The organism is Pseudomonas sp. HY2-MNA-CIBAN-0224 (genome assembly GCF_040310285.1).
GTDB lineage: Bacteria > Pseudomonadota > Gammaproteobacteria > Pseudomonadales > Pseudomonadaceae > Aquipseudomonas > Aquipseudomonas helleri.
In genome coordinates, this window is sequence record NZ_JBEOPQ010000027.1 from 25478 (window position 1) to 46579 (window position 21102).

General features: G+C 57.1%; 16 protein-coding genes and 1 pseudogene. 13 read left to right on the forward strand and 4 right to left on the reverse strand.

Annotated elements, in window-relative coordinates; genetic code table 11:
- Nucleotides 1–19: 19 nt before the first annotated feature.
- A complete protein-coding gene (locus AAEZ03_RS14125) occupies nucleotides 20–2116 on the forward strand; it encodes a transporter substrate-binding domain-containing protein (protein ID WP_350579441.1) in 2097 nt (698 codons plus the stop codon).
- Nucleotides 2117–2468: 352 nt separating this feature from the next.
- Entirely contained in the window at nucleotides 2469–2855 is a 387-nt protein-coding gene (locus AAEZ03_RS14130; RefSeq protein WP_153333417.1) for a response regulator, read from the forward strand.
- A gap of 176 nt (nucleotides 2856–3031) precedes the next feature.
- Here AAEZ03_RS14130 and AAEZ03_RS14135 read toward each other — a convergent pair whose 3' ends face one another.
- Nucleotides 3032–3907, reverse strand: coding sequence for a TIGR02285 family protein (locus tag AAEZ03_RS14135; protein ID WP_350579443.1), 876 nt, complete (start codon nucleotides 3905–3907; stop codon nucleotides 3032–3034).
- A gap of 40 nt (nucleotides 3908–3947) precedes the next feature.
- Nucleotides 3948–5147: a CaiB/BaiF CoA transferase family protein gene (locus AAEZ03_RS14140; protein WP_350579446.1), complete on the reverse strand. Its 1200-nt coding sequence runs from the start codon at nucleotides 5145–5147 to the stop codon at nucleotides 3948–3950.
- A gap of 205 nt (nucleotides 5148–5352) precedes the next feature.
- On the opposite strand from AAEZ03_RS14140, the gene AAEZ03_RS14145 reads away from it, so the two are divergent.
- From AAEZ03_RS14145 to AAEZ03_RS14195, 11 genes and pseudogenes are all read left to right on the forward strand, one after another.
- Entirely contained in the window at nucleotides 5353–5895 is a 543-nt protein-coding gene (locus AAEZ03_RS14145; RefSeq protein ID WP_048368162.1) for a YaeQ family protein, read from the forward strand.
- Nucleotides 5896–5935: 40 nt separating this feature from the next.
- Complete coding sequence (recJ, locus tag AAEZ03_RS14150; RefSeq protein WP_350579448.1) at nucleotides 5936–7645, forward strand: single-stranded-DNA-specific exonuclease RecJ; 1710 nt, start codon at nucleotides 5936–5938, stop codon at nucleotides 7643–7645.
- A 159-nt stretch (nucleotides 7646–7804) separates the two neighbouring features.
- Complete coding sequence (locus AAEZ03_RS14155; protein WP_123749697.1) at nucleotides 7805–8911, forward strand: NADH:flavin oxidoreductase/NADH oxidase; 1107 nt, start codon at nucleotides 7805–7807, stop codon at nucleotides 8909–8911.
- Nucleotides 8912–8952: 41 nt separating this feature from the next.
- Nucleotides 8953–9674, forward strand: a pseudogene (locus tag AAEZ03_RS14160) (tellurite resistance TerB family protein).
- Nucleotides 9675–9896: 222 nt separating this feature from the next.
- Complete coding sequence (locus AAEZ03_RS14165) at nucleotides 9897–11519, forward strand: methyl-accepting chemotaxis protein (protein ID WP_262126691.1); 1623 nt, start codon at nucleotides 9897–9899, stop codon at nucleotides 11517–11519.
- On the forward strand, nucleotides 11519–12034 hold the full coding sequence (locus AAEZ03_RS14170; protein ID WP_350579451.1) for a chemotaxis protein CheW: 516 nt from the start codon (nucleotides 11519–11521) through the stop codon (nucleotides 12032–12034). The genes AAEZ03_RS14165 and AAEZ03_RS14170 overlap by 1 nt, the downstream gene beginning before the upstream one ends.
- Complete coding sequence (locus AAEZ03_RS14175; protein WP_350579453.1) at nucleotides 12031–13302, forward strand: CheR family methyltransferase; 1272 nt, start codon at nucleotides 12031–12033, stop codon at nucleotides 13300–13302. The genes AAEZ03_RS14170 and AAEZ03_RS14175 overlap by 4 nt, the downstream gene beginning before the upstream one ends.
- The gene (locus AAEZ03_RS14180; RefSeq protein ID WP_153335880.1) at nucleotides 13299–13985 is read left to right on the forward strand and encodes a chemotaxis protein CheW; all 687 of its coding nucleotides are present in this window, start codon (nucleotides 13299–13301) and stop codon (nucleotides 13983–13985) included. The genes AAEZ03_RS14175 and AAEZ03_RS14180 overlap by 4 nt, the downstream gene beginning before the upstream one ends.
- Complete coding sequence (locus tag AAEZ03_RS14185; protein WP_350579456.1) at nucleotides 13982–16294, forward strand: hybrid sensor histidine kinase/response regulator; 2313 nt, start codon at nucleotides 13982–13984, stop codon at nucleotides 16292–16294. Before AAEZ03_RS14180 ends, AAEZ03_RS14185 begins: the two co-directional genes overlap by 4 nt.
- Nucleotides 16291–17301, forward strand: coding sequence for a chemotaxis response regulator protein-glutamate methylesterase (locus tag AAEZ03_RS14190; protein ID WP_123749702.1), 1011 nt, complete (start codon nucleotides 16291–16293; stop codon nucleotides 17299–17301). The genes AAEZ03_RS14185 and AAEZ03_RS14190 overlap by 4 nt, the downstream gene beginning before the upstream one ends.
- A gap of 52 nt (nucleotides 17302–17353) precedes the next feature.
- Nucleotides 17354–18355, forward strand: coding sequence for a response regulator (locus tag AAEZ03_RS14195; RefSeq protein WP_153326151.1), 1002 nt, complete (start codon nucleotides 17354–17356; stop codon nucleotides 18353–18355).
- Between the two features lie 66 nt (nucleotides 18356–18421).
- On the opposite strand, the gene AAEZ03_RS14200 is transcribed toward AAEZ03_RS14195, so the two are convergent.
- Nucleotides 18422–19678: a hypothetical protein gene (locus AAEZ03_RS14200; RefSeq protein ID WP_350579459.1), complete on the reverse strand. Its 1257-nt coding sequence runs from the start codon at nucleotides 19676–19678 to the stop codon at nucleotides 18422–18424.
- Between the two features lie 528 nt (nucleotides 19679–20206).
- Nucleotides 20207–21055 carry a multinuclear nonheme iron-dependent oxidase gene (locus AAEZ03_RS14205; RefSeq protein ID WP_350579460.1) on the reverse strand — a complete coding sequence of 283 codons (849 nt, stop codon included), beginning with the start codon at nucleotides 21053–21055 and terminating at the stop codon, nucleotides 20207–20209.
- Between the last annotated feature and the right edge of the window lie 47 nt (nucleotides 21056–21102).

Below are 21102 nucleotides of genomic sequence, written 5' to 3' on the forward strand. Positions count from 1 at the left end.
GCCGGTCAAGGAGGCTGTCATGTCACGTTTTGCCCACGTGCTGAAATCATGGATGTTGCGGGTGCTGTGCATCGTGCTGGTGAGCGTGACTGCCAGCACCCAGGCGGCCCAAGGCTTGCCGTTCCGGCTGCCTAAGAGCTTTATCGAACTCAAGCCGCTGGTGCTTGATTACGAGCAACAGCAATGGCTGGAGGCGCGCGGCCGGCTACGCGTGGGCATCTCCATTGGCGATTACGCCCCCATGGACATCGCCAACGAGCGCAACCGTTATCAGGGCATCAGTGCCGATTACCTCAGCCTCGTGCGGGACAAGCTGGGGGGCACGGTTGAAGTGCTGGGGTTCAGCAAGCGTGACCAGGCAGTGGCAGCGCTGCTCTCGGGCAAAATCGACATTCTGACCAGCGCCACCGGCTACGAGCGCGGTATTGACGGCCTGCTGTTCTCAAGTGAATACATGACTGATCGCTCAGTGATGGTGGGCAAAGAAGCAGCAGCGCCCGACGGGAACTGGGCAGGCAAAAAAATCGGCTTTCTCGACGGCGAGGTCGATGCACACGTTGCCGACGCGTTCTACCCAGACAGCGAGATCATCCTCACCCCCACCTTGCACAGTGCGCTGGAAGCGCTCAATGAAGGCGACATTGATGCACTGGTTGCCCATGAACTCATTGTCCGGGGCTTCAAGACGCTGCGGTCTTACTCAAGCTTGCGTGTTTTGGGGCAGAGCGCTTTGCCGAAGTCGGGTTTTGCCTTTGCCGTGCGCCGTGATGATCCGCAGTTGCAGGCCTTGATTGATCGCGCGTTGAACAGCCTGGATGACGAGATGGGGCACGTAATCCTTTCGCGTTGGCACGCAGGGCATCTGGGCGCTATTGGCCAGCAACACATACAACTCATGCCGCGCGAACACGACTGGATCAAGCAAAATCCGGTGGTTATTGTGGCCTCTCAGCAATACCCGCCGTATGTCTTCAAAAACGGTGAGGAGCGCTGGGAGGGGTTGAACGCGGATATTCTGGCGCGTATTTCCCATATGACCGGGTTGCAGTTTGTCCATCAAGATAGCGCCTCAACAGCGCAAACCCTGGAGATGCTCAAAAGCGGCAAGGCGCAGATGAATACCACCCTGGCCAAGAATGCCGAGCGTCAGGCGTATCTCAATTTCACCTATTCCTATGGCGGCGCTCCCTGGGTCTTTGTCGTGCGCAACAATGATTTTCGCCTGAGTTCTCTGGATCAGCTCGCGGGCAAGGTATTGGCGCTACCGGCCCGGCATGCGCTGGAATCAATGATTCGGCGCAACTACCCCGACATCATCCTGCGCAGTGTCGAGAACTATGCGCAGGCACGTGATCTGGTTGAGCAAGGCGAAGCGCTGGCCACGATCCAGAATGAAACACAGGCGTATCTGCACCCGGCCAGGCACTTGAAAGTAGGCCGAAGTGTCGACGGTCGCTGGGCCTCCGATAATTTTTCGGTTGCGGATCAGTTCCCGGAACTGCTCGACATACTGAACAAGGGGTTGGAGGCCATCCCCATGACTGATATGCAGGCACTGCGGCACAAGTGGTTGCATGACCTCAAGAAAATGCCGGTCGAACCGCAGGTGTCGATTTTGCCGTTGTTGTACGGGGGGCTGGCAGGCGGTATCGGCCTGGCGGGAATTCTGGTGGTGTGGAACCGACGCCTGGTAAACCAGTTGCGCATTGCACGCTTGGCCGAGAGCGCTTTAAGCGCCCGCCTGGAGTTTGGGCAACGCTTCTTTGATGCGATCCCCTGTCCGATTTTTGTGAAGGGGCTTGAAGGGCAAGTCATCACCTGTAACCGCACTTACGAAGATTTTTTTTCGACCCGGCTAGAGCTGATTCTCGGGCGGCCTATGACCGAAGTGCCGTTTTTCTCCACTGAAATCGCTGAGCAGTTTAATGCTGAACTGATGTTGGTGCTGCGCAACCGAAAGCCTTTCTATCAAAAACGCAGTCAAGCCTTCAAAACGGCCGGTGGTGAGGTGTGTTGCTGGATTGTGCCTTTTTACTCGGGCTCAGGCCATTTGGAAGGGGTGGTGGGAGGCTGGTTTGACCTGTCTAAATCGCCAAAAATGGGGGTAAATGCTTAGCCACCTCAGAAGCGAGTTTGTCTAGCGATCTTTTGGGCAGGCTTGCACCGCTAGTCAGTAACTCGCTGTTCTCATGCCTGGACCGCGCCCTTGCGGTGTATTTCATCTGACAAGATCTGGCCTTCATTAAGCCTCAAACCGTTGACCGCACAGGGCATGCGGCCGGTTGTCAGCACGCTCATGGCCCTTGATGGGGGGAGCTGGGGTTAAAGGCGGTATCGATTAGTTTTGTTTTTTTGAATTGCCCTACATCTATTTAGGATTTGTCTTATGTCGATTCTTAGGCAATCGCACTAAAGTCGATCCCCTTGCCAATAGTGCGTGAACTCTTCCAAGGCCCTTTATGCGCTCAATGAAAGTTCTGATTCTTGAAGACAATCCTTTTCAGCTGATGGTGCTACACCAAATGTTGAACGCCTTTCGCATCTTTGACGTGCTGGCTGCCGAGAGTGTTGAGTCTGCCCGTTGCTCATTGGCCAAATGCGGGGGCATTGACCTGGCTATTTGTGATTTGCATCTGGAAGGGTTGTCCGGGCTTGAGTTGATTCGCGAGTTGGCGACCAAGCGTGAAGCCCAGGCGCTGATTATTCTGAGTTGTGCCGCGCCACACGTTGTCGAAAGCGCGGTACGCACTGCCCGCGAGGAAGGCTTGGAGGTGTTGGGGTATTTGCCCAAACCCGTGACCGTTAACGGCCTCGGACGCTTGCTGGATGCTTATGGCACACGGGCTGGCGCATGAAGTGAAAATTGATCCCGCGCATCGGGAACCTTTGACGAGTTTGCTCTGTCAGATTTTTTATCAGCAAGATCAAGTCTTTTGCTCCGAGACTTGTAGCTTGCTGAGCAGGTCATCATGACCTTGTTAAACCCCGAGTTGTCTCCCCACTGCTCGGGGTTTTTTTTGTATTTTTTTTGTCAGGGCCCCGTCGGTTCTTGCTCCGGAATGGGGGCCGATGCATTGCCATCATCGGCCTGTATCCAAAAGGTCTGCGCAGACGCGAGTGAATCCCGGGGCAGATTTCCCAATACCGTATTGATGTCGGCAATGGCTTTTTGCCCTTCCGGGGTTTTTGTGCACCCGGCGTAGATCGTTTGGTAAGCCGGGGCACCCTGGATCGGGTAAAAAGCCAGCGCCTTGGATGAAAGCCCATATTGCCTGGCCTTTGACTGAATCTCTGGCCAATACCCCAGCAGCGTCGGCAGGCGTCCGGCGTGCTGCATTTGCAACAGGCTGCCTATCGCATCGTTGCCGTAATGGATAAAAAGTGGGTCCGTCGGGCTTTTTGACAATTGATCGTCAATCCAGACCCCGTAGCTGCGTTTGGCCACCAGACCGAGCTTGACAGACTGAGCGCTCAGCAGAGCAGGCAAGTCGACGGCCTGGTCATGCACAAACGGCGCGATCAGTTGTTCATCCGTACGGCGAATGGCCAGCCCGTTACTGCGTAAACCGAAGATCGGGCTTGAATAAACAATGTGCTGGGCACGGCTCTGATTCCACACCAGCATTGGATCGCAGGCCAGCTCTTGCCCTTCTAGCATTTGCAGGGAGCGGGCCCGATTGACCCGCTGGATGACATGTTCATACTGCGGCATGTTGGCGATCAGCACCGGGAGCAAGCGATCGATGATGCCTTGATCCTTGTTCGGCCCATCGTGCACTGCCATTGGTGGCAGGTCGCGCACCAGCCAAATGAGTTTTTCGGCCGCCAGCGCGCCGGGCGTGTAAAAAAACATCGCCGAGGTTATCATCCCCGCGCAGATGCCTCGCCATTTCCAGCGCTTGGTCATCGGGCCTGTCTCCTTGGCGGTCCTTAAAACGGCTTAACGGTTAAATCGCGCCTGCCTGTTTCAATTTAACGATGGCGTTGGCGTCGTAGCCCAAATCAGCCAAGACCTCCTGATTATGAGCGCCCAGCTCCGGTCCTACCCACTCGGCTGACCCTGGCGTGTCAGAAAGCCGAGGCACGATGCCTGGCATTTTGAACGCTTTGCCGTCAGGAAGTTTGGCCTGCAAGAACATTTCGCGGGCCAAAAATTGCGGGTCAGTGAACATGTCTTCGGCCGAGAAAATGCGGCTGGCGGGGACTTCTGCCGTGTTCAGGTGATCAAGCACGGTTTGCAGCGGCAGCGAGGCAACCCAGCGGTCAATCACGCCGTACAGCTCGTCACGGCGGGCATCCCGGCCATCGTTGCTGGCCAGTTGCGGATCGTTCGCCAGGTCTTCGCGGCCAATAATCAGCATGAAGCGTTTGAAAATTGCGTCGCCATTGGCGCCAATCTGTACGTGCTTGCCGTCCTTGCTGGTGTGAATCGAGGAGGGCGTGATGCCCGGCATGATATTGCCGGTGCGCTCGCGAATAAAGCCGAACACATCGAACTCCGGCACCATGCTTTCCATCATGGCGAAAATGGCTTCGTACAGCGCCACATCCACCACTTGGCCCAGGCCGCCATTCACTTCACGATGACGCAATGCCATTAAAGCGCCAATGACGCCCCACAGCGCGGCAATCGAGTCGCCAATCGAAATGCCGGTGCGCACGGGCGGGCGATCTTCAAAACCGGTGATGTAGCGCAACCCGCCCATGGACTCACCCACCGCGCCAAAACCGGGCTGGTCTTTCATCGGCCCGGTCTGCCCGAAGCCCGACAAACGCACCATCACCAGTTTGGGGTTCAAGGCGTGCAGCACGTCCCAGCCCAAACCCAGTTTTTCCAGAACCCCGGGGCGGAAGTTCTCGATCAGGATGTCGGCCTCGGCCAACAGCTCCTTGAGGATGTTCAGGCCATCGGGGTGCTTGAGGTTCAGCGTCAGGGATTTTTTGTTGCGCGCCTGGACGAACCACCACAGCGATGTACCTTCATACAGCTTGCGCCATTTACGCAGGGGATCGCCGCCATCGGGTGATTCCACCTTGATCACGTCGGCGCCAAATTCGGCACAAATTCGCGAGGCAAAAGGACCGGCGATCAGGGTACCCAGTTCGATAACCTTGAGGCCTGAAAGGGGTTTGGTGGCGAGCGACATGCGGAGTCCTTATGCAGAGCGAACGAGAACAGCGTTTTAACATAGGTCGTGGCACCCCGTCCTGAGGGAGCGGACTTGCCCGCGATAACATCACCGCGGTGATTCAGATAGACGGCGTTGTTTGCATCGCGAGCAAGCCCGCTCCCACAGAACTCGGGCGGATCGGTTAGACTTGCCGTCTTTCTCCGTATCAAGAAGCCCGTTCATGGCCCAGCCGTCCACGACCTACAAGTTCGAACTCAACCTCACCGATCTCGATCGTGGGGTCTATGAAACCGTCAAGCAAACCATCGCCCGTCACCCTTCGGAAACCGAAGAGCGCATGGCTGTGCGCCTTCTGGCTTACGCCCTTTGGTACAACGAGCATTTGTCGTTTGGCCGAGGCCTTTCAGATGTAGACGAACCAGCGCTGTGGGAAAAAAGCCTGGATGACCGTGTTCTGCACTGGATCGAAGTGGGCCAGCCCGATGCCGATCGTCTGACCTGGTGCTCGCGCCGTACCGAACGCACCAGTTTGCTGGCCTATGGCAGCTTGCGCGTCTGGGAAGGCAAGGTCATCCCGGCGATCAAAAACCTGAAAAACGTCAACATCGCTGCCGTTCCGCAAGAGATTCTGGAAGTACTGGCCAAAGACATGCCACGCGTTATCAAGTGGGACGTGATGATCAGTGAAGGCACCGTGTTCGTGACCGACGACCGTGGCCAGCACGAAGTTCAGTTGCAGTGGCTGCAAGGCGAACGCGGTTAATTCACTCGATTCAACACTTTAAGAGAACATCCCCCCGGTTATGCGCATCGAACCTCGTCCACTGCCCGAAACCCTGCCTTTCTTGGGCGAAATGCCGACCCTGCTCACGCGTTTGTACGCCGCGCGGGGTGTGCAATCACAAGCTGAACTGGACAAGAGCCTGGCGCGGTTGATCCCGTACCAGCAGCTCAAGGGCATCGACGCGGCGGTGGACTTGCTGGTGATGGCGCTTGAACAGCGCCAGCGCATCTTGATCGTCGGTGACTTTGACGCCGACGGTGCCACGGCCAGCACCGTGGGCATGCTCGGTTTGCGTCTGCTGGGCGCCGCCCATGTCGACTACCTGGTGCCCAACCGGTTTGAGTACGGCTACGGCCTGACCCCCGAAATCGTCGAAGTGGCGCTGACCCGTTCGCCGCAATTGCTGATCACCGTGGACAACGGGATCTCCAGCGTCGAAGGCGTGGCGGCGGCAAAAAAAGCCGGGCTGAGTGTGCTGGTCACCGACCACCACTTGCCGGGCAACGAACTGCCGGCGGCCGATGCCATCGTCAATCCCAACCAGCCGGGTTGCGAGTTCCCCAGCAAGGCGCTGGCCGGGGTAGGGGTGATCTTCTACGTCCTGATTGCCTTGCGTGCACGCTTGAACAGTTTGGGTTGGTATCAAACGGTCAAAGCGCCCAACATCGCCGAATTGCTCGATTTGGTGGCATTGGGCAGCGTGGCCGACGTGGTGCCGCTGGACGCCAACAACCGCATTCTGGTGCATCAGGGGCTTGAGCGAATCCGTGCCGGGCGTGCGCGGCCAGGGCTTAAGGCAATCCTGGAAGTGGCCAAGCGCGATCATTCGAAGATTACTTCTACCGACCTGGGCTTTATTCTCGGGCCACGGCTGAACGCGGCCGGGCGGCTGGACGACATGAGCCTGGGCATCGAGTGCCTGCTCACCGACGACCCCAACGCGGCGCGGGACATGGCCGCCCAGCTCGACGAAATGAACCAGGACCGCAAGTCCATTGAGCAAGGCATGCAGCGTGAAGCGCTGGCTCAGCTCAAGGAATTGACGCTGGACAGCATGCCGTTCGGCCTGTGCCTGTTCGACCCGGAGTGGCACCAGGGGGTGATCGGGATTCTGGCCTCGCGCCTCAAAGAGCGCTATTTCCGCCCGACCTTTGCCTTTGCCGATGCCGGAGACGGCATGCTCAAGGGCTCGGGGCGTTCGGTACCGGGCTTTCATATCCGCGATGCCCTTAGCGTGGTCGCCGCGCAGCACCCGGAGTTGATCAGCAAATATGGCGGCCACGCCATGGCCGCGGGTCTGACATTGCCTGAAGCCAACTTCCCACAGTTTGCTCAGGCATTTGATGAGGAAGTCCGACGTCAACTGCGTGAAGAAGACCTGACCGGGCGGCTGCTGTCTGATGGCAGTTTGGCAATTGAAGAATTCCACCTTGAACTGGCTCGCGCGTTGCGCCATGCCGGGCCGTGGGGGCAGCACTTCCCTGAGCCGCTGTTTCACGGCGTGTTTCAGTTGGTCGAGCAGCGTATTGTTGGCGAGCGGCACTTGAAAGTCGTACTTAAGACCGAGTGCGGCAGCGTCAAACTGGACGGCATTGCCTTTGGTGTAGACCGCGAAGTGTGGCCCAACCCGACCATTCGCTGGGTCGAACTGGCCTACAAACTCGACCTCAACGAGTTTCGCGGCAACGAAACCGTGCAACTGATGATCGCCCACATCGAACCGCGCTAACGCCTACAAGCAAAACCGTAGGAGCGAGCTTGTCTCGCGATCTTTTGATCTTTTAAAAGACCACGGCCTGCCCCCTCATTTGAACCCCACCTCTTCCAGTGTTGTCGACTAGTCTCTAAGGAGTGCCTGGAGCCTACCCACTGGAATGAGAGGTGACCCATGAGTCTGCTGCTCGAACCCTACACCCTGCGCCAACTGACCTTGAATAACCGCATTGCGGTCTCGCCAATGTGCCAATACTCCAGCGTTGATGGGCTGGCCAATGACTGGCATTTAGTTCACTTGGGCAGCCGGGCCGTTGGCGGCGCCGGTCTGATTTTTACCGAGGCCACCGCGGTAACCCCCGATGGCCGGATCACCGCTCAAGACCTTGGGCTGTGGAGCGACGAACACATCGAACCGCTGCAACGCATCACCCGCTTTATCCGCGCCCAGGGCGCCGTGGCGGGGATTCAGCTGGCGCATGCCGGGCGCAAGGCCAGCACGCACCGGCCTTGGCTGGGCAAGCATGGCAGCGTCAAAGTGGACGAGGGCGGCTGGGTGCCGGTCGGGCCTTCACCCATTGCCTTTGACCCCAATCACACCGCGCCCAAACAACTGGATACAGAACAGATCCAGGGCATAGTTCAAGCCTTTATCGATGCCGCCAAACGGTCGCTCGAAGCCGGATTTTCGGTGGTTGAAGTACACGCTGCCCACGGTTACTTGCTGCATCAATTTTTGTCGCCGCTGAGCAACCAACGCCTCGACGAGTACGGCGGTTCATTCGAGAATCGCATCCGCCTGGTGCTGCAAGTGACCGAAGCGGTGCGTGAAGTGTGGCCCAAAGAACTGCCGGTCTTTGTCCGCGTTTCGGCCACCGATTGGGTCGAAGATGGCTGGAACCCAGACGAAACGGTTGAGCTGGCGCGGCGCCTGAAAGCACTGGGTGTTGATCTGATTGACGTGTCGTCGGGGGGGACGGCGGCGACGGCAGAAATTCCGGTGGGGCCGGGTTACCAGACCCGATTCGCCGAGCGTGTGCGCAAGGAGGCGGCCATCGCCACGGGCACGGTGGGGATGATCACCGAGCCGGCGCAGGCCGAACATATTTTGCGCACAGGCCAAGCGGACTTGATTCTGCTGGCCCGTGAACTTTTGCGTGACCCGTACTGGCCGCTGCATGCCGACGATGATCTGGGCGGCAGAAAAGCGATCTGGCCGGCGCAGTACCAGCGTGCGACCCATCGCGATCAGCCGATTCATGAATCGGACCTGCGCGACTGAAACCCGACCTGTCACTTGAACCCGTTACGAGGAGGTTGCTGATGAACACCCGTGGATTGCTCGATCAACTGCTGAAGTCTGGCCAGGAACTGCTGGAGAAAAAGACCGGTGCGTCAAACAACGCTTCTGGCGCCAGTACCAATAAAGGGGGATTGGGCAATGTGCTGGGTGCGGGCGGGCTCGGCGGCCTGCTCTCGGGGGCAGGAGGTGGGGCGATGGCGGCCAGTGTCCTGGGCCTGTTAATGGGCAGTAAGCGCGGGCGCAAGTTCGGCGGCCAGGCCTTGACCTATGGGGGTTGGCGGCCTTGGGCGTGCTGGCCTACAAAGCCTATGGCAACTGGCAGGCCAGCCAGGGCACGGCCCCCGAACACCCGCCGCAAACCATTGATCGTGTCGAGCCGGTGCAGGTTGAGGAACACAGTCAGGCGATTCTCAAAGCACTGGTCGCGGCGGCCAAGGCGGATGGTCACATTGACGATCGCGAGCGGCAAATGATTGAGGGCGAGTTGAGCAAGCTCAAGCACGACCCACAACTGCAGCAATGGCTGCAGCTTGAACTGAACAAACCGCTGGACCCGGCCGAAGTCGCCAGCGCGGCCACCACCCCGGAAATCGGCGCAGAAATGTACATTGCCAGCTTGATACTTGTGGATGAAGAGGCGTTTGGTGAACGGGCTTATCTGGATGAACTGGCCAAGCAACTCAAGCTGGATCCGGGGCTAAAAGCTGAACTGGAGGCGCAGGTTAAACAGGCTCAGGCGTGAGATAGAAGCGTCCCCTTACGTCTCTGTAGGAGCGAGCTTGCTCGCGATCTTTTGATCTTTTAAAAGCTCGCGAGCATGCTCGCTCCTACACGGGTTATGTGCGCAACCCGATGTTGTAGGTATTTTTACTAATTGCTGTGAGAACAGTCTCAACGTCCGTGAGAATCCTTGCTGGCCCTCGGCTATACTCCTCCATCATTTGAATGGCCCCGAGGATAGACTGTGAAGAACTGGACGTTACGCCAACGCATTTTGGCGAGCTTTGCGGTGATCATCGCCATCATGTTGCTGATGGTTGTCGCGTCTTACTCGCGCCTGCTGTCGATTGAGTCGAGCGAAGAGACCGTTCGCACCGATTCGATTCCCGGGGTCTATTACAGTTCGATGGTGCGCAGTGCCTGGGTCGACAGCTATGTCCTGACCCTGCAACTGGTCGGCTCGGCCACCCAGCGTGATTTGACTAGCGAAGACCGTAAGCTGTATGCCAGCTACGAAGATCGCATGAACCAGGAGCTGGACAACTACCGCACCACCATTTTTGATGACCAGGACCGCGCCGAGTTTGATGAATTCGAGCGTATCCATGGTCAATACACCAAAGCGTTAGCGGGCGTTCTGCAGTTTTACGAAGACAAAAAAACCGAGCAAGCCGATGCCATGCTCAACGAGCAACTGGCCCCGCTGTGGGCGGCCGGGCGCAAGCAGCTCAACACCATCATTGACACCAACCGCACCCAGGCCAACCACGCCACCGAAACCATTGCCAATGCGGTGACCACGGCAAAAATCAGCATGATCATCTCGCTGATAGTGGCCGTGCTGGCTGCCGGGCTGTGCGGCTACCTGTTGTTGCAGGCGATCATGTCGCCGATGCAGCGCATCGTTTCGATCCTTGAAACCATGCGTTCCGGTGACTTGAGCTCGCGCTTGAACCTGGACCGCAAAGACGAGTTTGGTGCCGTCGAAACCGGCTTCAACGACATGATGACCGAGCTGACCGCTCTGGTGTCTCAAGCCCAGCGTTCCTCGGTCCAGGTCACCACCTCGGTGACCGAGATCGCCGCCACGTCCAAACAGCAACAAGCCACTGCTACCGAAACCGCAGCCACCACCACGGAAATCGGCGCGACCTCCCGCGAAATTGCCGCCACCTCCCGTGACCTGGTACGCACCATGACCGAAGTGACTTCGGCTGCCGATCAGGCTTCGATCTTGGCCGGTTCCGGGCAGCAAGGCCTGGCGCGCATGGAAGAAACCATGCACTCGGTGATGGGCGCTGCCGATCTGGTTAACGCCAAGCTGGCGATCCTCAATGAAAAAGCCGGCAACATTAACCAGGTGGTCGTCACCATCGTCAAGGTTGCCGACCAGACCAACCTGCTGTCACTCAACGCGGCCATTGAAGCTGAGAAGGCCGGTGAATATGGCCGTGGTTTCGCCGTGGTTGCCACCGAAGTCCGCCGCCTGGCCGACCAGACGGCTGTGGCCACTTATGACATCGAGCAGATGGTGCGCGAGATCCAGTCCGCCGTGTCAGCGGGTGTGATGGGCATGGACAAGTTCTCTGAAGAAGTGCGCCGTGGCATGGCCGAAGTAACGCAAGTCGGTGAGCAACTGTCGCAAATCATTCATCAGGTTCAGGCCTTGGCGCCGCGCGTGTTGATGGTCAACGAAGGCATGCAGGCGCAAGCCACCGGCGCCGAGCAAATTAACCTGGCACTGGTGCAGTTGGGGGATGCCAGCAGTCAGACCGTAGAGTCCTTGCGTCAGGCCAGCTTCGCGATCGACGAACTCAGTCAGGTTGCCGTTGGGCTGCGCAGTGGCGTTTCGCGTTTTAAAGTCTGATGAGCGAACTTTTAACCAAGCGTGCGGCCGTCGTGGCGCCGAGTCAGCGCCTGTTTCTGGTGTTCTACATCGGGGATGAGCGTTATGCCTTGGCGGCGACCGATGTGGTCGAGGTGCTGGCGCGTTTACCGCTTAAGCCGATTGCCCACGCCCCGGCCTGGGTGGCTGGCGTGTTTTCGCACCGTGGGCAGATGGTCCCGGTCATCGATATCAGCGCCATGACCTTTGGCCATGAAGCCGTGGCCCGCACCAGCACGCGGCTGGTGCTGGTCAATTTTCGCGGCAAACTGTTGGGGCTGATGCTGGAACAGGCCAACGCGACCTTGCGCTGCGATCCGGCAGATTTTCAGCCCTACGGCCTGGATAATCGCGACGCGCCGTACCTGGGGCCGGTTCGTGAGGATGCCCAGGGTTTGCTGCAGTGGATCCATGTCGATGACCTGTTGAGCCCGGCAGTGTGCGCGCTGCTGTTCCCTCCGAGCCTGGATGACGCCAGCGCAGAGGGTCTCGCATGAGTGACGACCAGCGCTTTTACGATTTTTTGAAGCAACGCATAGGCCTGGATGTCGCGTCCGTGGGCTTGGCGATTATCGAGCGTGCCGTACGCCAGCGCTGCCTGGCGTTGAACATGCCCGACAACGATCACTACTGGCAGCGCCTGATCTGCTCCCACGATGAGCAACAGGCGTTGATCGAATCGGTGATCGTGCCCGAGACCTGGTTTTTTCGGTATCCCGAATCGTTTGCCACATTGGGCCGTCTGGCCCGCCAGCGTTTGGCCGACACCGGCGGCCTGCACACCCTGCGCATTCTGAGTTTGCCGTGCTCCACGGGTGAAGAGCCGTATTCGATTGCCATGGCCCTGTTTGATTCGGGGCTGGTCGGGCATCAGTTCAAGGTCGAAGCCCTGGACGTCAGCCCGTTGTCGGTAGCGCGGGCGCAGTCGGCGCTGTATGGCAAAAATTCATTTCGCGGCCAGCAAATTGGTTTTCGTGAGCGCTATTTCACCCCGGTCAATGACAGCTATCAGCTGTCGGAGCGGGTGCACGAGCAGGTCACTTTTCAGGTCGGCAACTTGCTCGACCCGACGCTGCTCAGCCATCACCTGCCTTATGACTTTGTGTTCTGCCGCAACCTGTTGATCTACTTCGACCTCAAGACTCAGCACCAAGCGCTGGATATCCTCAAGCGCTTGACCCGTGACGACGGCGCGCTGTTTATCGGCCCGGCCGAGGGCAGCCTGCTGGGCCGCCTGGGCATGCGTTCGATCGGTGCACCGCAGTCGTTTGCCTTCTGTCACAGCCATGAGCCGGTGCCTGTTGCGCGGCCACCGCTGGCCGAGTCCAGACCGCTGCCCAAGCCCGCACCACGGCCGATGCCGCCGGTCTCTGCGCCGCGGCCCTTAGCACCGCGAGTGCCCGCAATGCCCACCGCGCCAACCCCCGCCGCGTGCGCGGGTGCCGCCTTGCTGGCGAACATTGCCGTGCTGGCCAACGAAGGCAAAAGCAGCGATGCCCGCCAGGCGTGTGATCAGTTTTTGCAACTGCATGGCCCGCACGCTCAGGTGTTCTACTGGCTGGGCCTGCTCAGCGATGTTGAAGATCAAGCGGCGCAGGCGCAGAGTTTCTATCGCAAGGCGCTGTACCTGGAACCCCAGCATTCAGAAGCGCTGGCGCACCTGGCTGCTCTTTTGGCTGCCCAAGGTGACACAGCAGGCGCCCAGCGCTTGCAGGAGCGCGCTGCCCGTCATGAACGTTCGGTTCACAGTGAGCGCAAACAATGAGAGGTTTATTCGCCCAAGGCTTGATTCATGATGAAGCCCAGACCATTGATGACTGCTGGAACCGCATCGGTATCTTCGGCGACAAGTCTTGCCCGAAGCTGCCGGAGCACATCCATTGCCGCAATTGCGCCGTGTATTCCGCCGCAGCCACGCGCTTGCTGGATCGCTACTCGTTTGAGCAAGAGCCTGAAGAACTCAACGCCCAGCCAGTGGCTGAGCAAAAAGTCGCCACACGTTCGCTGGTGGTGTTCCGTCTGGGCGGTGAATGGCTGGGCCTGAACACGGTGTGCCTCGACGAAGTGGCGCGCATGCAGGCCATTCACTCGTTGCCACACCAGCGTTCGCGGGCCCTGCAAGGGGTGGCCAACGTGCGCGGAGCGCTGGTGCCGTGTTTGTCGCTGGTTGACCTGCTGGGGCTGGACCCGACGGTGACCATTACCCCTTCGCAGCGGGTGATGCCGCGCATGCTGATCGTGGCCGCCCATGGTGGCCCGGTGGTGTTGCCGGTGGATGAAGTCGACGGTGTCCACAATATTGAAGAGCGCGCTTTGAACGCCGCCTCGCTGTCGGGCGAGCATGCCAGCGCGAAATACACCCGGGGTGTGCTGGCGTGGAAAAGCCGCAGCCTGCGCTGGCTGGATGAAGAACAACTGCTTGGCGCAATTACCCGGAGCCTGACATGACCCCCGAGCAAATGCGCGACGCGTCGCTGCTTGAACTGTTCAGCCTGGAGGCTGAGGCCCAGACGCAGGTGCTGAATGAGGGGTTGCTGGCGCTTGAGCGCAACCCGACCCAGGCTGACCAGCTGGAAGCCTGCATGCGCGCCGCCCACTCGCTCAAGGGCGCAGCGCGGATTGTCGGGGTGGATGCGGGCGTCAGCGTGGCCCACGTGATGGAAGACTGCCTGGTCAGCGCGCAGGAAGGCCGTTTGCGCCTGCATCCCGAGCACATTGATGCCTTGTTGCAGGGTACCGACTTGTTGATGCGCATCGCCACGCCGGGCAGCGACAACGTCGGCCCGGCCGATATCGACGCGTATGTCGCGCACCTCAACGAACTGCTGGACCCTTCAGGGCGGGAGGCGCCACGGGCCGCGTCTGTGGAGTTCGACGTCTCGCAATTGTTGCTGGCCCCCGAGGCTTTGCCCGAGCCCGAGCCGCTGCTTCAGCCAGAGCCGGTGGCTCCAGTTGCCGCCGAGCCGGCCCCCGAACCTGCGCGTCGGCCTCAGCGCCTGACAGAAAGCGGCGAAAGGGTGTTGCGCGTCACCGCCGAGCGCCTCAACAGCTTGCTCGATCTGTCGAGTAAATCGCTGGTCGAAACCCAGCGTCTCAAGCCGTATCTGATGGCGTTGCATCGGCTCAAACGTATGCAAAGCACCAGCCTGCGGGCGCTGGACACCCTTAACGAGCAGCTCAAAGTGGTGGGCCTGACGCACGAGGTTGAAGAGGCCCTGAATGAGGCCCGCCGCGTGCTCTCCGAGTCGCAGCATTTGCTCAGCGAGCAGACCGCCGAACTCGACGAATTCGGCTGGCAGACCAGCCAGCGCGCGCAATTGCTCTATGACACTGCGCTGGCCTGCCGCATGCGCCCGTTCGCCGATGTGTTGGTGGGCCAGGAGCGTATGGTCCGTGATCTGGGTCGGGCGTTAGGCAAGCAGATACGCCTGGAAATCGAAGGCGAGAAAACCCAGGTTGACCGCGATGTTCTCGAAAAACTTGAAGCGCCGCTGACCCACTTGCTGCGCAACGCCGTCGACCACGGGATTGAATCGCCCGAGCAACGCTTTCTGGCGGGCAAACAGCCGGAAGGCACGATCCGCTTGCGGGTGTCGCATCAGGCCGGATTGCTGGCCGTCGAATTGAGTGACGATGGCGCCGGTGTCGACCTCGAACGCTTGCGCCGCAGCATCGTCGAGCGCCAGTTGTCGACCGCCGAGACGGTGGCGCAACTGAGCGAAGAAGAACTCCTGACCTTCCTCTTTCTGCCGGGCTTCAGCCTGCGCGACACGGTGACTGAAGTCTCCGGGCGCGGCGTCGGGCTGGATGCGGTGCAACACATGGTGCGCCTGTTGCGCGGTGCCATCGTGCTGGAGCAAACCGCAGGGCAGGGCAGCCGGTTCCTGCTGGAAGTGCCGTTGACCTTGTCTGTGGTGCGCAGCCTGGTGGTTGAAGTGGCCGACGAGGCCTACGCCTTCCCGCTGGCGCACATCGAGCGTATGCGCGACCTGTTGCCGGATGACATCGTGCAAGTCGAGGGGCGTCAGCACTTTTGGCACGAAGGCCGGCACGTCGGCCTGGTGGCCGCCAGCCAGTTGCTCCAGCGCCCGCCCAGCCAAAGCGATGACGAAACCCTCAAATTGGTGGTCATCCGTGAGCGCGACGCCGTGTATGGCGTCGCGGTCGAGCGGTTTATCGGTGAGCGCACGCTGGTGGTTTTGCCGCTCGATCCACGCTTGGGCAAGGTGCAGGACATCTCGGCCGGTGCGCTGCTGGACGATGGTTCGCCGGTGCTGATTGTTGATGTTGAGGATATGCTGCGTTCGGTCGATAAGTTGCTCAACACCGGGCGTCTGGAGCGTATTGATCGGCGCAATCGGCACACCGCAGAATTGACCCGCAAACGCATTCTGGTGGTAGACGACTCGCTGACCGTGCGCGAATTGCAGCGCAAATTGCTGATCAATCGGGGTTACGAAGTGGCCGTGGCGGTTGACGGCATGGACGGCTGGAACGCCCTGCGTGCCGAGCATTTCGATCTGTTGATTACCGACATCGACATGCCACGCATGGATGGCATCGAACTGGTCACCCTGTTGCGCCGCGACAACCGCCTGCAATCCATGCCGGTGATGGTTGTGTCCTACAAAGACCGCGAAGAAGACCGTCGACGTGGCCTGGATGCGGGAGCCGACTATTATCTAGCCAAAGCCAGCTTCCATGACGACGCCTTGCTTGATGCCGTGGTTGAACTCATCGGGGGAGCCCAAACATGAAAATCGCCATCGTCAACGACATGCCTTTGGCGGTTGAAGCGTTGCGTCGGGCGCTGGCCTTTGAGCCGAGCCATGAAGTGGTGTGGGTCGCTCACAATGGTGCCGAAGCGGTACAAAAGTGTGCTGATTTCACCCCGGACCTGATTTTGATGGACCTGATCATGCCGGTCATGGACGGGGTGCAGGCGACGCGGCGGATCATGGCAGAAACGCCCTGCGCCATCGTGATTGTGACCGTTGACCGGGAGCAGAACGTACACCGCGTGTTCGAGGCCATGGGCTTTGGCGCGCTGGATGTGGTGGACACGCCCGCGTTGGGCGCAGGCAATGCCAAAGAAGCGGCAGCGCCGTTACTGCGCAAGATCCTCAACGTGGGCTGGTTGATGGGGCAGAGTGACAAGCGGGTACGCCCGGTGTCGGCACAGCCGCGAGCATTGGGCTTGCAGGGCGGGCTGGTAGTGATTGGCTCGTCTGCAGGCGGCCCGGCGGCGCTGGAAAGTTTGCTCAAGGGGCTGCCGAGAGATTTCCAGGTGCCTATCGTCCTGGTGCAACACGTAGATCAGGTGTTTGCGGCGGGCATGGCGGAGTGGTTGAGCGGCTCGTGCGGGCTGGACGTGCGTCTGGCCCGGGAAGGCGAAGTGCCACAGCCGGGGACGGTATTGCTGGCGGGCACCAACCACCACATACGATTGTTGAAAAACGGTACCTTGGCTTACACGGCAGAGCCGGTAAACGAGATTTACCGCCCCTCGATTGATGTGTTTTTTGAAAGTGTTGCAAGGTACTGGAAGGGAGATGCCGTGGGGGTGTTATTAACCGGCATGGGACGCGATGGGGCTCAGGGGCTTAAACTCATGCGCCAACAAGGCTTCCTCACCATTGCGCAAGACCAACACAGCAGTTCGGTGTACGGCATGCCTAAAGCAGCTGCGGCCATTGATGCCGCGGTTGAGATCCGTCCTTTGGACAAGATTGCGCCACGTTTGCTGGAGATATTTGCCAAATGATCGACAAAATCCCTCAGGACTGGCTTGAAGGCAGTAATTCAGGTGAACGCGCATGAGCGATTTACAGTTGGACGACGTTAAAACAGACGAAAACGCCGCCATGGTGCTGCTGGTAGACGATCAGGCGATGATCGGCGAAGCTGTGCGCCGGGGTTTGGCGCTAGAGCAGAACATTGATTTCCACTTCTGTGCAGACCCGCATCAGGCGATTGCGCAAGCCATCCGCATCAAACCGACCGTGATTTTGCAGGACTTGGTCATGCCGGGGCTGGACGGTCTGACCCTGGTGCGTGAATACCGCAATCACCCGGCGACCCAGAATATCCCGATCATCGTGCTGTCCACCAAAGAAGACCCGCTGATCAAGAGCGCGGCGTTTTCGGCGGGGGCCAATGATTACCTGGTCAAACTGCCCGATAACATCGAACTGGTGGCGCGCATTCGCTATCACTCGCGCTCCTACATGACCCTCTTGCAGCGTGACGCAGCCTACCGTGCGCTGCGTGTGAGCCAGCAGCAACTGCTCGACACCAACCTGGTGCTGCAACGGTTGATGAACTCGGACGGCCTGACCGGGCTGTCGAACCGTCGGCACTTTGACGAATACCTCGAGCTGGAATGGCGCCGCGCCTTGCGTGAGCAGACCCAGCTGTCGTTGTTGATGATCGACGTTGACTACTTCAAGTCTTTCAACGACACCTTCGGCCATCTGGACGGCGACGAAGCGCTGCGCAAAGTGGCCTCTACCATTCGTGATGCCAGCAGTCGCCCGTCTGATCTGCCGGCGCGTTACGGCGGCGAAGAATTCGCCATCGTCTTGCCCAACACCTCCCAGGGCGGAGCACGACTGGTGGCAGAAAAACTGCGCCAGGCCGTAGAAGCCCTGAAAATCCCGCACATCCAGCCCAGCGAAGGCCGCAGCCTGACCATCAGCATTGGCCTGGCGACCCTCACCCCACAGCAAAACGGCAGCTCACGCCAATTGATCTCCGCGGCGGACAAAGGCCTGTACCTGGCCAAACACAACGGGCGTAACCAAGTCGGGATCGAGTAACGCATCCCACCTTGTCTCGCGAACTTTTGATCTTTAAAGGCAAAAGTTCGCGAGACAAGCTCGCACTCACAGAGTGGATTGTTTTTGCTTTTTGTATAAGTAAGAAAAATAAATAAGCATGGCAATGGTAATGCCTGAGCCGAAGCCTTTTATTAAACCATCAGGACCAAAAATTAAAGCCGCAATACCCGCTATTATAACAATGCAGAAAGTGGTGGTTACTTCAACTAGAAGAAAGAAATCTACCGCCTCTAAATCGGTAGAGGTTTGTAGAATTGAGTTAGTTGATAGCCTCATAAGTATTAAGCCAATTATGACGCCCGAGAAGCTGAATATCGTCAGTGCATAGAATAATCCTTTGTCCTGCGTGTCGATTATTATCCAGAGAGAGCTTGACAGTGTTAGGCTGAAAAAAATCAAAGCTAAAGATTTTGGTAGTGTGTTATTTATGATTTTTACTAATAGCCCACCGCCAATGATGATAGAAATTAAATACAGCGAAAAGGCTATCATAGAACTGCCAAGCCAAGACAGGAACCCAGGTAGTTGTAAAAGGTGTTTGTACTGATACAACAGGCCGATAGCGTACATGAGAATGATTGACTCAAATAAGTTTCCAGTTAAAAAGCCATAAAAAGCCGAAGGATTTCGTTGGTAAGCGTTACGGAGTCTGCTCAGTGAGAGGATGCGAATGTGTTGTTTAGGTTTGAATGTCACCCGAGTTAGTTTAAGGTCTTGGTGGGCATAAAAAAACTGAACTAATCTGCAAATAATAATCGTTGAAAAAGTGGCTGCTGCTGAGTATGAAGGTTGCCAGGAACTCAATACATAGCTGGCCAAAAGTAGCAGTGCTAAAGGAAGTAAGAGGCGTAGCGTCAAGAAACTAAAGGCTATGATAGCGAAGTCAGCGTTCTTCCCTGTCAGGGTGTAATGGATTCGATTATAAGTTGGGCGAAATGTCGATTTTAAACAGCCTGTGCCTATGGAGTCCAAGGCAAAAGCAGTCACTAAAAAACACCAGGTTATTATAATTAATCCTTGGTAAGATAAATAAAATCCGATTAGGAAGCTGACGGCGCTCGCCAGTTTGAGTGCGAATCCCGTCAGCATGGTGTTACCAATACCTATATAGAAACTTAGTGTGGCTCCAGCATAAAACTCTAGTGAGGCAGAAATAATGAGCTGTAATAGTAATGCGATTTCTAACGCATAGGCACCTAGCTGTGGGTTTGTTGCTATAAGAGCAAGTTCCAATATGGTAACTACCATGGCGATGCCACAATACATCGCATCTGATCGGCCAATCAGTTGTTTGGCCTTCATGGTGAGAGTATCTTATAAGTCGTGCCTTGCTCAGGTGTTAGTTGTTGATATAGAAATGCTGGGGCTGAAGCTCTGCCGTAAAATAGTAAGCTTGTATACATCGAATTTAAGTCATAGGGGAGTACTAAGTAGTGACCTTTCTGCGGTTGTTCAGTTGTGTATATGACGCCGTGAGGAGTGTGCGAATTTTGGGCATCTTCGTATTCTAGAAGCTCAGCGTAAAAGGGAGTGCTCAATGTTGCAACAGCACGTTTGAATAATGCATGAGCGCCCATTGCTATATTGTTGTAATGACGCGCGCGTAAGGGGAATTGCTCAAACACCTGAGTCAGCGAGTGGCCTTGGTCAAAAGCTAATATATAGGGGGCTGAGTACGGCCACCGGCGATAAATGTGCCGAGTAATATCCAAGAATCTTCGAGTGCTCTCGAACACCAGGTGGGCGTTTTGGTGAGGGCGAGAAGCTGAGGGTCTAATATTATCAAGAGTATAAATTGTGCTGAGGAATTCAGTGGGGCTACACGTTGAGTTATCCATGGTAGAGATGCTCGCTTAAAAAAGTCGACACGCGTTCAATATTGTTTGCCTCTACGGATGCGGACGCTCCCTCCATTTCAAGTAAGACATTTGAAATATTACAGCTCCGCTCAACTGCGTTTTTTAGCAGAGTGAGGCTTGGCGTTTTGAACTCATCTGCATGTTGATCTAACCAAACGGCTATGCCGTTCCACGTCCAGGATTTTATACCGGATATGTGTACGGTTCTCATTAAATTGCACAGGTCATGGAAGGGTAAACTGTAAACAGGTGACTGATTTTGGCTTTTGCAATATCCGATGTAGTGACCTATGTCAAAAGCCATCTGGCTGTTTGAACAGGTACATAATTCCAAATAGTAATCCCAAAAATCAATATTCCCAGCCTCGTAGTAAATGGGTGGGTTTTCAATAGTAATGGGTAACTCTAGTATTTCTGACGCGTCTATAATATTGAGTTTTGTTTTGTGTAGTGATGTTTTGTTCATGACAGGATTTAACTGGTGTGCTCCCAAAAATAGTTTTCCAGTACGCCAGATACCCATGTCCTCTTCAATGTATGAGACTGGCCAAGGTTTAAGTGTTTTACTTAATATTTTTAGCTCGGTGATATTTAACCTTCCGGAAAAATTAATATCAGTAGGGTGAGCGGATAGAGTGATATTTTGTTTTTTTAAGAAATCGATAAGCGCTTCATCCAGGACCTCCCAAGGCCTTAGGCCTAAGCTGAAGTGATGAATATTACTGAAAGGGTGGTATTTTTCTTGCCTGAATGCGCGGGCAATACTCGCTAATTTATGGATGTCACCGCTAATACCTAGCCGCACGTCATTGGTACGCATGTGCTCACCTTCGTAGTTGTTGGAGTTATGAAATTTTACTGATTAGT